This window comes from Methylobacterium sp. (assembly GCF_019745455.1).
In the GTDB taxonomy this organism is placed as follows: domain Bacteria; phylum Pseudomonadota; class Alphaproteobacteria; order Rhizobiales; family Beijerinckiaceae; genus Methylobacterium.
On sequence record NZ_JAIETD010000032.1, the window covers coordinates 59,049 to 72,392 of the forward strand.

Sequence of the window (13,344 nt, forward strand, 5' to 3'; positions counted from 1 at the left end):
CGCGATGCGCCTCGCCCTCGCAGCTGTCGTCGTCGTGCTCGGAAGTCTGGGGGCTCCTGCACAGACGCTGCCCGATCATGCCCGCGACAGCCTCGGCGAGTGGCTCGCGGCGCCTGAAGACGGCAAGCCGGGCTGTCGGCTGAAGCTGACGAGTGAGCGGACCATCGGCGGCTGGTCGGCCGTGCCCGCGCCGGACTGCTCCGCGCGGCTGCCGAAGCTCGCCGAGGCCTCCGCCTGGGACTACGAAGGCGGCATTCGCCTGTTCGACGCGACGCGCCGGAAGGTCGCGACGTTCGAAGAGGACGAGACGACCCTGCTGAAAACTCGCGTGACCGACGTCCCCGCAATCCTGCTGGTGCGCGCCAAGGCCGGCATCGACCGGGCACCGTCCGCGGCGCAAGTTGCGGGCCTCTGGACGATGCGTCGGCCGGGCGGGACACCGCTTTGCGCGGTCACCCTTGGCACCGAGAAACAGGTGGGCGAAGGCGGCACCGTTCTGGCGGCCGCCCCATGCGACGCGGCTGTGGCGAAGCTGAAGCTGTCGCGCTGGCAGATCGAGGATTTCGCCCTGATGCTCTATGGCGGCGGCGACTCTTCGCTGCGGTTCGAGCCTGGCCCCGAGGGCTTCGTGAAGGCCGAGGCTGGGCGTCCGCTCGAGATGGTGCGGGCGTCCCCTAAGGGAGACAGGCAATGAAATGGGTCGTCATCGGCGCCGTCGCCCTCATCGCGGTCTGGCTGGTCTTCACCTATAACGGCCTCGTCGCGCTCAAGGCGCGGGTCGCGCAAGCCTTCGGCGACGTCGACGTGCAACTCAAGCAGCGCCGCGACCTCATCCCCAACCTCGTCGAGACCGTGAAGGGTTATGCCGGGCACGAGCGCGGCACCTTGGAGGCGGTCGTGCGCGCGCGCAACGAGGCGGCCACGGCCCGCGGCCCCGGCGCGCAGGCCGAGAGCGAAGCGGCTTTGCAGAGCGCGCTCGGTCGTCTCCTCGCCCTCAGCGAGGCCTATCCGGACCTGAAGGCCAACACCAACTTCCAAAGCCTTCAGGACGAGCTTTCGGAGGTCGAGAACCGCCTCGCGGCCGCTCGGCGCTTCTTCAACAACGCGGTCGCCGAGTACAATGCGGCGATCGCCGCGATCCCGGCCATCCTGTTCGCCCGGCGCCTGGGCTTCCATCCGCAGGCCGGCTTCGATCTCAGCGAGACCGAGCGCAAGCTGCTCGACGCCCCGCCCTCGGTCTCGTTCTGATCCGAGGCAACGGGAGGCCGCCCGGTGACCGCCTACGGCCTCTACACCCATATCCGCGCCAACGAGATCCGTTCGCGGGTGCTGGTGGGGATTCTCTTCGCCCTCGTCCTCGTGCTGGCCTTTGGCGCTGCGCTCGTCGTTCGGGCGATGGGTGGAAACCTGCCGGCGGGTAGCCCGCCGGCCTTGTCGATCTACCTCGCCGCCGCAGCCGGCGACCTGATCTGGCTCGGACCCATCGCCTTCGCGGGAGCCTTCCTGTGGCTGTTCGTAGCCTATCACGCCCATCAACGGCTGATCGACGGAGTAACGGGTGCGCGAGCGGTGACGCGAGCCGAGGCACCCGAACTCTATGGCTTGCTGGAGAACCTGTGCATCGCCCGCGGCTTGACCGTTCCGAGGCTGAACGTCGTCGAGGATCAGGCGCTCAACGCCTATGCCACCGGCCTCAACCCGAACCAGTACGCCATCACGGTGACCACCGGGCTGACGCAGGCGCTCAATCCGCGCGAGATGGAGGCCGTGCTCGCCCACGAACTGACCCATATCCGCAACGACGACGTCCGCACCATGATGATCGCCATCCTGATCGCCGGCGTCTTCAGCTTCGCGGGCGAGATGCTCATGCGCGGCAATCTCACGTCGGGCCGCGGACGCGACCGGGGTGGGGCGCTGCCGGCCCTTCTGATCGGCGTCGCGCTGGTGGTCATCGCCTGGGGTGCATCCCGGCTGATCCGTTTCAGCCTGTCGCGGACACGTGAATACGTTGCCGACGCTGGCGCCGTCGAATTGACGAAGGATCCTGATGCGATGATCGGCGCGCTTCTCAAGATCTCCGGCCGGGGCGAACTCGCTCGCGCGCCGTCAGGCGTGATGGAAATGTGCGTCGACAATCCACGCTCGGGGATCGGCGACCTCTTCGCGACTCATCCCTCGATCGACGACCGCATCGCGGCGCTGACGCGCTACGCCGGTGGATCTCCTCCAGAGCGTCGATAGGCGGGGAGCCTTGCGAGAACCACGACATCCGCGCTCGCGGCGAATACTGAGTCTCGCCGCTCTTATTGCGCGACGTTCTGTTTCGTATCAGCCGATCACAGCTTGTATACTTTGCCAACCCGTATGAATAATCAGAATGAAAAAAGGGAGAGCGGCATGAACCGGGGCGGGCGTTTGAGGCAGACGATCGAGGACGAGATCGTCGACGGACGGCTGCCATTGGGGGCGAGGCTCGACGAGACACAACTCGCCGAGCGCTTCGGCGTTTCGCGGACGCCGATCCGCGAGGCACTCCTGCAACTGGCGATGACGGGACTGGTCGAGATCAAGGCGCGCCGCGGGGCCATCGTCAGCGCGCCCGAGCCGCAGGTCCTGATCGCGATGTTCGAGACGATGGCTGAGATCGAGGCGTCCTGCGGTCGATTTGCGGCGCGCCGGCTGATCCCGCAGGACGAGGCCGATCTCAAGGCGTCGCTGGCCGCCTGCGCGGTCCTTGCCGAAGCGAATGACCCGGAGGGCTATTACCAGGAGAATTACGTTTTCCACACGGTGATCTATCGGGCCTGCCGCAACGCATTCCTATGCGAGCAGGCGCGCCTGCTGCATCGGCGTCTGACGCCTTTCCGGCGGCTGCAGCTTCGCGCCCGGAATCGTCTCGGACAATCCTTCGCCGAGCACGAAGCGATCGTCGATGCGGTGATGAAGGGGGACGAAGTTCGCGCCGCCGAGGCCCTGAGACTCCATGTGGTCGTCCAGGGAGACCGGTTCTCGGATCTCGTGGCCAGTCTGAAGACAGACGATCTTGTCGCCTGATGTGGTGTCATCGTGGCTTGGGCCGAGCGGCAAATTCTCGACGTGACGCTAAAGACCGGTTTTCGATTAAGGCGTCTCAGTCCGGGTCGAAAGCGTTGTCGGAATCGACGAAGTTGGCGGCGATGACCGACTTCTTGGCGCGGATGTGCTGGCGCATCAGCGAGGAGAGTGCCTCGCCGTCGCGGGCGCGAAGCAGTTCGATCATGCGCTCGTGCTCGGCCATCGCGGTCGCCCATTGCTCGGGGGATTGATGAGCGGAGTAACGGGAGCATTGGACGCGACCGGACAACCCCACATAGATGTGATTGAGCGTGGCGTTGCGGCTCGCCGCCATGACCGCCTCGTGGATGGCGCGGTTGTGTCTGAAATAGGTATCCTGATCGCCCGTCTTCCAGGCCGAGATCATGGCGGAATGGTCCGCCTCGATATCGGCGACCTCCTCGTCCGAGATGGTGTGGCAGGTGATGGCCGCCGCGGTGGCTTCGAGCCCGGCGATGACCTCGATCATCTCCTCGATTTCCGACAGAGCGAGACTGGCGACGCGGGCGCCGCGATTCGGAAGCAGCTCCAGCAAGCCTTCGGTGGCCAAGATCTTGATCGCTTCCCGCAAGGGCGTGCGCGAGATGCCGAACCGCTCGGTCAACTCCCCTTCGTTCACGCGAGAACGCGGCTGAAGCTCTCCTGAAAGAATAAGCTCGCGCATTCGCTCCACAACCTCGTCATGGAGGTAGCGACGATTAATCGAGAGTGCCGTTTCCATTTTTGCCATCTGTCAACGCACTGAATACAGAACAGAAAACACGATTCCGTCTACGACTCTGTTTAGAGGTGAACCATTTCCGAGTCGAGCCGCCAGTGCATGGCTGAATACGCAGATTGGCCGATGTCCTGCTTTGAACAGCAAAATGGACGAGAGTTACCGAGTGTCAGTTCATTTCCTCGTGCCAAGTACGGCCATCGCGCTCGATGAGAGCGATGGCCGCGGTGGGTCCCCAGCTTCCGGCGGGATAGAGTCGAGGAGACTCGGGCCGGTCTGCCCACGCTTTCAACAGCGAATCAGCCCAGGCCCACGCGACCTCGACCTCGTCTCGACGCATGAACAGTGTCGCGTTGCCGCGCACGACATCCATCAGCAGGCGCTCGTAGGCGTCGGGATAGCGCTGCTTGAACGTCTCCTCGAAGGAGATGTCGAGGTTGGTCGGCCTAAGCCGCATGCCGCCGGGACCAGGGTCCTTGGTCATGACTTCGAGCTTGATGCCTTCCTCGGGCTGGAGGCGGATGACGAGGCGATTCGGCTCGCGCCCGAACGACTCGGCGGGGAAGATCGAGAACGGCGAGGCGCGGAACTGCACCACGATCTCGGAGAGCTTCTTGGGCAACCGCTTGCCAGTGCGCAGGTAGAAGGGCACGCCGGCCCAGCGCCAGGATTGGACCTCGAGCTTCAACGCCACGAAGGTCTCGGTCCGGCTCGCTTCGTTTCCGCCGATATCGGTGCGGTAGCCGTCGACCGATTTGCCGTCGATGGCGCCAGCCGCGTACTGGCCGCGGACGGTCACGCTCTGGACATCGTTGGGCGTGATCGGCTTGAGTGCCCGCAGCACCTTGAGCTTCTCGTCGCGCACGGAATTGGCATCCAGGGAAAGCGGGCTCTCCATCGCCATGAGGCAGAGGAGCTGCAGCATGTGGTTCTGCACCATGTCGCGCAGGGCGCCCGAGGTGTCGTAGTAACCGGCCCGACCCTCGACGCCGACGGTCTCGCCGACGGTGATCTGGACATGATCGATGACGTCCGCCGTCCAGAGGCGCTCGAAGATGGTGTTGGCAAAACGCAGCGCGAGGAGGTTCTGCACCGTCTCCTTGCCGAGGTAATGGTCGATTCGGAAGATCTGCTCCTCGGGAAAGACCTCGCCGACCGCATCGTTGATGGCGCGGGCCGATTTGAGGTTCTTGCCGATCGGCTTCTCCAGCACGACACGGGACTTGTCGCCAATGAGCCCATGGGCAGAGAGGTTGCGGCAGATCGAGCCGTAGAGGTCGGGCGAGGTCGCGAGATAGAATGGCCGTATCTGATCGGGTCGCTCGGCGAGCTTGGCGGCGAGGTCGCTCCAGCCTTCTTCCCCTGCCCCGTCGACGGCGACGTAATCGACATGTTCGAGGAAGTCGGCGAGTTTGGTCTCGTCGATGTCCACAGCCGGCACGAACCGCTTGACAGCATCGCGGGCCCGCTCGCGGAACGCCTCCGTACTCATCGCCGAGCGCGAGGCGCCGATGATCCGGCTGGTCTTAGGGATCTGGCCGTCCTTGAAGCGATAGTACAGGGCGGGCAGGAGCTTGCGGGTGGTCAGGTCGCCGGTGGCACCGAAGACGACGCAATCGAAGGACGCGACGGGGATGATGGTGGCCAAGTTCGGCTCCCGTTTTCTGATGATGTTCGAGGCAGACGGCCCTCGGCCGGTCCCCCACGCGATCGGTTCGGCTTAAACCGGTAGCAAGAGCTTCGCCAGCGGCGCGGCGTGTCGACATCGGAGGCGGGTTGGTCTTCTGGAGCAGAGGTCGGGTGCTCAGGGTTCGGTCGCCGGCGCTGCCTTCGTGCAGATCCTCTTCAGAACGGCCCAGTCTTCGTCCGGGAGGATGCGCCGCCCCGCCGAGCCGGGACTTGCCAGCGCCCTTATGCGCGCGGCTCTTTCGGCTGTGAACGGATGACTGCGCAGGAAGTTCGTCAGATTCCGCTTGCTTCCGTCCTTGGCACCGTCCTTGGCGTCGTCCTTGGCGATCCGCTCGAGCATGGTGGCGAGGGCGAAGGCGTCGCCGCCGGCCGCCTCCATCATCGTCACCGCGTAATCATCCGCCGTCCGCTCGGCATCGCGCGAATAGCCGGCCGAGACCGCGGCCTGCCCGAGGGCGACGATGATCGTCGAGCCGGTGAGGTCGCCGAGCACCAGGCTCAGCAGGAACGACGAGCCCGTGGCCTGGATCAAGGACCGCGTCGGGTCGCGGGCGACCACGTGACCGAACTCGTGGGCGAGGATGGCGGCGAACTCGTCGGCGTTTTGCGCCTGCGCGATGAGATTCGAGAGCACGATCACGCGTCCGCCCGGCAGGGTCAGGGCGTTGGCCATGGCATGCCGGCGCACGGTGAGGCGCAGGTCGGAGGGAAGGCCACGTCCCTGAATCATCCGGGCGACGAGACGATCGAGAACGGCTTGAGCCGGCGCGTCGTTGCAGGCGGGAGGATCGCCGAGAATGTTGACGATCTGTCCGTCGACCGCGGCGCCGAGACGGGATTCGATGGCGTCCGGCACCAGCGGCGCGAGGCGGACTGCCAGGGCGGGCACGCCATAGATGGCGACGAGCAGGACCGACAGTCCGGCGGCCACGGACCAGAGCACGAGACGCCAGCGTCCGCCGGCATCCCTCGCCTCTGGTCGATACAGGTCCGGGCAGAGGACGAAGACGGCACGGGCGAAAACCTCGTCGGTGAACTCGATGCGGGCGGATTCTCCGACGACCGAGAGCCGCATCAGAGGCGGCGGCGTCTCTCCGGCGACGATGTCGGCGAGGTCCCATGCGACGGAGATGTCGCGGCCCACGATCTCGAGGCGATCAGTCAACCGGAGCGTCACGGGATGTGGCCGTGCGGTCAGGCCATCGAAGTAGGTCCCGCTCGCCTGGGAAGCCGCCACCTAGAGCCCGATCTCGATGGCGCCGCCGAGATCGAGGGCGTCGGCCATACCCTCATTGAGACCGCTCGCCTGCGCACGGCTCGACGCGAGGACGGCGTCGAGCCCATCCGCATCGTCGATCACCGTGGTCGTCGCGACCGCCTCCCAAAGCCGAGCCTGGATCAAGCGCACATGGAGGACTGCTACCAGCAGAGCGCCGCCGAGATAAAGGACGATCGTGCCCAGAGCGATGGCGATGTGCATTCCCGATTGCGAACCCGCGAGGTGGAGGCCTCCGCCCAATAAGACCGCGATCACCAGAATGAGGAGCACGAAGCCGATCAGCGAGAGGAAATACACGAGGTAGGGCCAGTAGAACTGGCCGGCCCGCAGCGTCGAGGCGAGCCGTGCCGGGCCGAGGCTCGCCGCATTCATGAAGGCTTTTGTCTCCCTCGCCCGATAGAACGGGATCAGCAGGACGCCGGCAACGGTGCCGAAGCCGAGGGCGCCGACGACCGAAAACCCGATCGCCGTTTTGGTCACGGAGTCGTAGGCGGGGTTCAGGATCGTGCGGCTGCCACGTTCGACGAGGAGATCCTCCGGGATCGCGAAACCCAGGCCCGCGAACGCGACGGCGAGAGACAGGATCACCGGCAGGAGGGCCACGCTGTAGAACAGGAGCCAGGGCCCGAGGATCGAGCGGCCTGTCGCCGTCGAGCTCATCCGGCTCGATCCGACCAGGGTGTGATCGATGCGGTACCGCTCGAGGGACGCGCGCATGAACGGGAAGGCAAGGCCGAAGGTCAGGAGAGTCAGGAGCCACCAGCCCGCCGCCATCAGCGCGTAGGCGATCCCGGAGCCGTCCTGTCCCAGACGGATGCCGCGCCAGAAGGTGCGCGAGGCACGGTAGCGCCGTCCGCGATAGAGGGCGAACTGGCCGAGGACGAACAGGATCGGAAACGAGAGCGCGCCGGCGAACGGCGCCAGGGCGGGCACCGAGATGGAGGCGACGAAGATCGCGATGTAGAGCGGGATCAGGATCGCGAGGGCGACGAGAAAGCCGAGGAAGAGCTCCTTGCCGCGACCCGTATATTCGGCAGGACTTCCGTCGATGAGGGTGCGGCTCCAGAAGAAGCGCCTCAGCTCGGTAATGTACCAGAACCGGTAGATCCCGAACGTGATGAGAGAGAGGAGAAAGCCGCGCACCGCGATGCCGGTGAGACCGGGTGCCTTGCGATCGAAGGCGATGAGGCCCGTTCGCCCTGCCCTACCGTGCATCCCGCCATCTCCATGCCTCCGGAGCAGCCTAGACCGAAGGGCCGAGGCGACGCTACACGCGCCAGCTGCGACGCGGCCGGATGGTTATTCTCGCCCGCTCCGATCACGTCAGCAGCAGCGGAAGCCGTTGGTATTTCCGACACCGAACCGGGCATTCTCGCGATTGCGGAAGAACTCCAGCTCGGTCATCGGCGACTGATCGGGGTGAGTCCGGCGGATATGGGCGACATAGGCCTCATAGTCGCCCTGGCCGACCATGAGGCGGGCGCCGTCGCAGACGCATTTTCCGAACGCCTTGAGACGTTCGCGATATCCCTGCGACGCTGCCATGCCCGCCATGTCCCCTACTCCGCCGGCGCGAGTTTCGGATCGGCTTCGAGCGCCGTCCAGCGGTCGGCGCGGTAAGCCTTGACGCAGGCCATGACGCCGAAGACGGCGATCGCCACGACGAGGCCGACGAACATCACGGCAAGGCCGGCGTCGATCCGGTCGTTGAAGACGATCTTGTGCATGTCGGCCATGCTTTTCGCCGGTGCCAACACCTTGCCCTCGGCGATGGCGACCGAGAACCGGTCGGCATGGCTGAGGAAGCCGATCTTGGGGTCGGGCGAGAAGATCTTCTGCCAGCCGGCGGTCAGCGTGCAGATGCACAGCCAGATTGTGGGGATGATCGTGACGAAGGCGTAGCGCTCGCGCTTCATCTTGAAGATGACCACTGTGGCGAGCGTCAGCGCCACGGCCGCCAGCATCTGGTTGGAGATGCCGAAGAGCGGCCAGAGGGTATAGATGCCGCCTAACGGGTCGGTGACGCCCTGGTAAAGGAAGAAGCCCCAGGCGCCGACGCAGATGGCAGTCGCCAGCACGCTCGGAACCCAGGCCGTCGTGTCCTTGAACCTCGGAGAGACGAGGCCGAGCAGGTCCTGCAGCATGAAGCGGCCGGCGCGGGTGCCCGCATCCACGGCCGTAAGGATGAAAAGGGCCTCGAACAGGATCGCGAAATGGTACCAGAAGGCCATCATCGCCTTGCCGCCGATGGCCGAGGAGATGATGTGGGCCATGCCGACTGCCAGCGTCGGGGCGCCGCCGGTGCGTGCGATGATCGAGGTCTCGCCGACATCCTTGGCGGTCTGGGCGATCACGTCGGGCGCAATGGGGAAGCCGAGATTGGTGACGGCTGCGGCGGCGCTCTCGGGAGTCGCGCCGAGCAGCGCGCCCGGCGAGTTCATGGTGAAGTAGATGCCCGGATCGATCACGCTCGCGGCGACGAGCGCCATGATCGCGACGAAGCTCTCCATGAGCATGCCGCCGTATCCAATGAAGCGGGTGTCGAGCTCGTTTCCGACGAGCTTCGGCGTCGTTCCCGACGAGATGAGGGCGTGGAAGCCCGAGACCGCGCCGCACGCGATGGTGATGAAAAGGAACGGAAACAGGCTGCCGGCCCAGACCGGGCCGGTGCCGTCGACGAATTTGGTCACCGCCGGCATCTGCATGTGCGGGGCGACGAAGACGATGCCGATGGCGAGCCCGACGATGGTGCCGATCTTGAGGAAGGTCGAGAGGTAGTCGCGCGGCGCGAGCAGGAGCCAGACCGGCAGGATCGCGGCGACGAAGCCGTAGCCGATCAGCATCCAGGTGAGCTGGATGCCGGTGAAGGTAAAGGCCGGACCCCAGTAGGGATCCGCCGCGATCCGACCACCATAGACGATCGCCGCCATGAGCAGGATGAAGCCGATGATCGAGACCTCGCCGACCTTCCCCGGCCGGACGTAGCGCGCGTAGAGGCCCATCAGCAGGGCGATCGGGATGGTCGCCGCCACCGTGAAGGTGCCCCAGGGGCTCTCGGCCAGCGCCTTAACCACCACCATCGCCAGCACGGCGAGCAGGATGATCATGATCATGAAGGTGCCGAACAGGGCGATGATGCCGGGGATGACGCCGAGCTCGGCGCGGATCAGTTCGCCGAGCGAGCGCCCGTCGCGCCGCATCGAGATGAACAGGATCATGAAGTCCTGGACCGCACCGGCGACGACGACGCCGGCGAGGATCCACAGCATGCCCGGCAAGTAGCCCATCTGCGCGGCGAGGACCGGGCCGACGAGGGGTCCGGCACCCGCGATGGCCGCGAAGTGATGGCCGAACAGGACCGTCTTGTTGGTGGGGACGTAGTCGAGGCCGTCGTTGTGACGATGGGCCGGCGTCTCGCGCTTGGGATCGAGGCGCATCACCTTGTCGGCGATAAAGAGCGAGTAATAGCGGTACGCGATCAGGTAGACGCAGACCGCCGCGACCACGACCCACAGGGCGTTGATGCTCTCGCCCCGCGAGGTGGCGACGATGGCGAGGGCGGCTGCCCCCAACGCTCCGACGAGGGCCCAGGGCCCGTGCTTCGAAATCGCGCTCATCGACGTCTCGCTCCAGCAGCCCGTCCTTTTCGCGCGGGCCGAGGGGCGCCTTTTCGCGCAGAACGCAAGCAAGGGCTAGGGTTCTGCTAACTTTTCAGCCCGGATGTATCAGTCCAGCACGATGACGCGATTGGGCAATTCGTCGATATCGTCATGGCTGCCCGGCAGCTCCGCCGCCAGGATAGCCCCGACTTCGCCCACCACCGCCACGAGACCGCCAGCGGCATCGTTCCGGCGAAGGGCATCGAGGAGATTGCCGATCGCCGCCGACCAGGCCTCGCTGGGAACGCGCTCGGCGATGGCGCTGTCGGCGACGATCTCGGCATGGCCCTCGGCCACGGCGAGGTAGACCAGGATGCCGGTGCGCCCGCGGGTCCGCGTGACGCCGCGCGATGTAAATTCTCGTAGTGCCGCGTCGTGTGCCCTCTGGCGGCGAAAGGCGCGGGGAACGAGGGCGAGGCGCGCTGTCGGATGAAGCGTGCCCAGAAGCACGGCGAGGACGACGATCGCCTGGGCAAGGGCAATGGAGGCGGCACTCCATTGCGTCGCCATGATCAGCGGCCAGGGGATGACAAGGCCGCACAGCAGCGCCGCCAGGAGGGCGACCGAGCGGTAGGCGCCGGCGCGAGCCGCCACGAGCACGACGATCTCTCCAGAGGTGGACCGCTCCGCCGCCTGGATCGCCGCCGCGATGCCGTCGCGGTCGCCTTGGCTCAGCATTGACATCCTACCAGTCTCCCGAGGCGCCGCCGCCTCCCGACGAGCCGCCGCCGCCGGAGAAACCTCCCCCGCCTCCGAAGCCGCCATCCGACACGCCGCCGCTCCAGCCTCCCGAGGACGGGCCCGGCAGGATGATGAAGCCGCCGCCGCCGCGGCCGCCACGGTTCATGCGGGCGAACACGAATACGATGACCAAGATGACGATGATGTACAGGATCACCTGCCGGGGATCGGCATCGTCCGACCGGACCTTGCCCTTGCGCTGCCATTCCTCGGCATCGCCCGAGAGGATCTCGAGCATCGCATCGACGCCGGCCTCGATCCCGCCGCCGTAATCGCCCGTCTTGAAGCGCGGCGTGATGGCGGTCGTGATGATGACCTTGGTGAGAGCGTCGGTGAGTGCGCCTTCGAGGCCGTAGCCGACCTCGATCCGGACCTTGCGCTCGTTCGGGGCGACGATGAGCAGGGCACCGTTATTGGTCTTGGCCTGGCCGATCTTCCATTCGCGGTAGAGGCGATTGCCAACATCCTCGATGGTGCGGTCCTGAAGACTCGTCAGGGTCGCGACGACGACCTGATCGGAAGTCTTTTCCTCGTACGCCTTGAGCTTGGCCTCGATCGCGGCCTTTGCCTCCGGCTTCAGGATGCCGGCGGCGTCCACGACCCGACTGGTCAAGGCCGGGAAGGTCGGCTCGGCCGCGAAGGCCGCACCCGAGGCGACGAGCCAGACGAGCATGAGCCCGGCCAGCGCCGCCAAAAGCGTCTGGCCGGTCCGTCCCACGATGCGCCGCACGGGGTCTACGCTAGAACTTCACGTTCGGCGGCCGATCGGCATTCGGCGTCGCCGCGAAGGTCTCCAGCGGCTTGGCTTCGGGATAGAACCACGAGGCGATCCAGCGGCCCGGGATCGTGCGGATCTCGGTGTTGTAGGCCTGGACCGCGCCGATGTAGTCGCGCCGCGCTACCGCGATGCGGTTCTCCGTGCCTTCGAGCTGCGATTGCAGGGCGAGGAAGTTTTGGTTGGACTTGATGTCGGGGTAACGCTCGACGGTCACCAGCAGCCTCCCGAGCGCGCCGGAGAGCTGGTTCTGAGCGTCCTGGAATTCCTTGAACTTCACCGGATCGCTCACCGTCGAAGCATCGACCTTGACGCTGGAAGCCTTGGCCCGTGCCTCGGTGACGCCGACGAGCACGTCCTTTTCCTGCTGGGCGTAGCCCTTCACCGTCTCGACGAGGTTGGGGATCAGGTCGGCCCGGCGCTGATACTGGTTCTGCACCTCGCTCCAGGAGGATTTCGCGCTCTCCTCGAGCGTCGGGACGCGGTTGATCGCGCCGCAGCCTGACAATCCGGTGGCGAGCGCCAGGGCTGCGAATGCCATGCGCAATCGCCTTATCGGCCGAACCCTGCCAGACGGTAGCGTCGCAATCACCGACGTGTTCGCGCTTGAACGCATGGTGGAACTCCTGGATGGGCACAACGGCGCGAGTCGCCCACATAGATGAGATGCGGGTCGCCCGGCGCAACCGCGTGGTGCGCGAGATGTTCCACCACAGGCGGCTTATGCCGTCGAGATGCATCCCCGAGACGTAGCCGAAAAAGGACCCGGCAGCGTCGCTCCGGCAGGAGCGAGGGACGATCCCAGCACAGACGTTATTCTCGACAGTGAGCTGCGCCGCGACCGCGGTGAGAGTAGTCACCGTCAGGGCGCGGCGCTTCGGTCGATCCGCCGATGCGCGATGTTCGGGGATCAGCCCGCTCCTAGCGCTGCCCCTGCATTACCGCGGACCGCCGCCGGCTCGCCCTCGCCTCAGGCTTTGCAGCCCGGCGCATTCCGATCGACCGCCGACGCGGCGCATCTTCGCGAAGGCCCTGCGGATAGCCGATCGGGCGCATGCCCCTCGTGTCCTGGATCGCATCGTAGGGTCCCCGGCCGGTCCGCGCCCGATAGGCGCGACCGGCGAAATCGCCCGGGGTCGGCGGAGTGCCGGGTTGCGAGAAGCTCGTCTCGGGCCGGTATGCCGGACCCCAGCCGATCTCGTCGTCTCCTGCCGGGTCCCTGCCGGGGAAGCCGGTGACGTAGCCGGTGCTCTGAGCCGCCGCGGGCCATGACGGTCCGAACGCGGCGAGGCCGCCGATGAAGGTGAGCATCAGGGTCGTGGTCGTCCGGCGCATATCTGCGGGCCTCCAGGTTGTGGTGCGGTTCGGTTCCGGCCGCGGCGGTATC

14 protein-coding genes are annotated in these 13,344 nt (G+C 66.1%); 4 read left to right on the top strand and 10 right to left on the bottom strand.

Annotated features, from left to right (window positions below; translation table 11 throughout):
• The first annotated feature begins 4 nt into the window (after positions 1-4).
• The 4 genes from K2Y56_RS07340 to K2Y56_RS07355 all read left to right on the top strand — a co-directional run bounded on the left by K2Y56_RS07340 (position 5) and on the right by K2Y56_RS07355 (position 3,057).
• The gene (locus tag K2Y56_RS07340) at positions 5-694 is read left to right on the top strand and encodes an AprI/Inh family metalloprotease inhibitor (RefSeq protein WP_292506576.1); all 690 of its coding nucleotides are present in this window, start codon (positions 5-7) and stop codon (positions 692-694) included.
• Positions 691-1,248, top strand: a complete 558-nt coding sequence (locus K2Y56_RS07345; RefSeq protein ID WP_292506578.1) for a LemA family protein — start codon at positions 691-693, stop codon at positions 1,246-1,248. The genes K2Y56_RS07340 and K2Y56_RS07345 overlap by 4 nt, the downstream gene beginning before the upstream one ends.
• A 24-nt stretch (positions 1,249-1,272) precedes the next feature.
• Positions 1,273-2,244, top strand: a complete 972-nt coding sequence (locus K2Y56_RS07350; RefSeq protein ID WP_292506580.1) for a M48 family metallopeptidase — start codon at positions 1,273-1,275, stop codon at positions 2,242-2,244.
• 156 nt (positions 2,245-2,400) lie between these two features.
• Positions 2,401-3,057, top strand: coding sequence for a GntR family transcriptional regulator (locus tag K2Y56_RS07355; protein ID WP_292506582.1), 657 nt, complete (start codon positions 2,401-2,403; stop codon positions 3,055-3,057).
• Between the two features lie 76 nt (positions 3,058-3,133).
• Here K2Y56_RS07355 and K2Y56_RS07360 read toward each other — a convergent pair whose 3' ends face one another.
• The 10 genes from K2Y56_RS07360 to K2Y56_RS07405 all read right to left on the bottom strand — a co-directional run bounded on the left by K2Y56_RS07360 (position 3,134) and on the right by K2Y56_RS07405 (position 13,292).
• A complete protein-coding gene (locus K2Y56_RS07360; protein WP_292506584.1) occupies positions 3,134-3,826 on the bottom strand; it encodes a GntR family transcriptional regulator in 693 nt (230 codons plus the stop codon).
• Positions 3,827-3,983: 157 nt separating this feature from the next.
• Positions 3,984-5,462 carry a glucose-6-phosphate dehydrogenase gene (zwf, locus tag K2Y56_RS07365; protein ID WP_292506586.1) on the bottom strand — a complete coding sequence of 493 codons (1,479 nt, stop codon included), beginning with the start codon at positions 5,460-5,462 and terminating at the stop codon, positions 3,984-3,986.
• 156 nt (positions 5,463-5,618) lie between these two features.
• Entirely contained in the window at positions 5,619-6,740 is a 1,122-nt protein-coding gene (locus K2Y56_RS07370; RefSeq protein ID WP_292506589.1) for a M48 family metallopeptidase, read from the bottom strand.
• Positions 6,741-7,997, bottom strand: coding sequence for a YjgN family protein (locus K2Y56_RS07375; RefSeq protein WP_292506591.1), 1,257 nt, complete (start codon positions 7,995-7,997; stop codon positions 6,741-6,743). It abuts the gene before it with no gap.
• A gap of 108 nt (positions 7,998-8,105) precedes the next feature.
• Positions 8,106-8,336: a YbdD/YjiX family protein gene (locus tag K2Y56_RS07380; RefSeq protein ID WP_292506592.1), complete on the bottom strand. Its 231-nt coding sequence runs from the start codon at positions 8,334-8,336 to the stop codon at positions 8,106-8,108.
• Between the two features lie 5 nt (positions 8,337-8,341).
• Positions 8,342-10,399 carry a carbon starvation CstA family protein gene (locus tag K2Y56_RS07385; RefSeq protein ID WP_292506594.1) on the bottom strand — a complete coding sequence of 686 codons (2,058 nt, stop codon included), beginning with the start codon at positions 10,397-10,399 and terminating at the stop codon, positions 8,342-8,344.
• Positions 10,400-10,507: 108 nt separating this feature from the next.
• On the bottom strand, positions 10,508-11,119 hold the full coding sequence (locus K2Y56_RS07390; protein ID WP_292506625.1) for a hypothetical protein: 612 nt from the start codon (positions 11,117-11,119) through the stop codon (positions 10,508-10,510).
• A 7-nt stretch (positions 11,120-11,126) separates the two neighbouring features.
• Positions 11,127-11,855, bottom strand: coding sequence for a YgcG family protein (locus K2Y56_RS07395; protein WP_292506627.1), 729 nt, complete (start codon positions 11,853-11,855; stop codon positions 11,127-11,129).
• 67 nt (positions 11,856-11,922) lie between these two features.
• Complete coding sequence (locus K2Y56_RS07400) at positions 11,923-12,498, bottom strand: LemA family protein (protein ID WP_292506596.1); 576 nt, start codon at positions 12,496-12,498, stop codon at positions 11,923-11,925.
• Between the two features lie 380 nt (positions 12,499-12,878).
• Positions 12,879-13,292, bottom strand: a complete 414-nt coding sequence (locus tag K2Y56_RS07405; RefSeq protein WP_292506597.1) for a hypothetical protein — start codon at positions 13,290-13,292, stop codon at positions 12,879-12,881.
• Positions 13,293-13,344 lie beyond the last annotated feature (52 nt).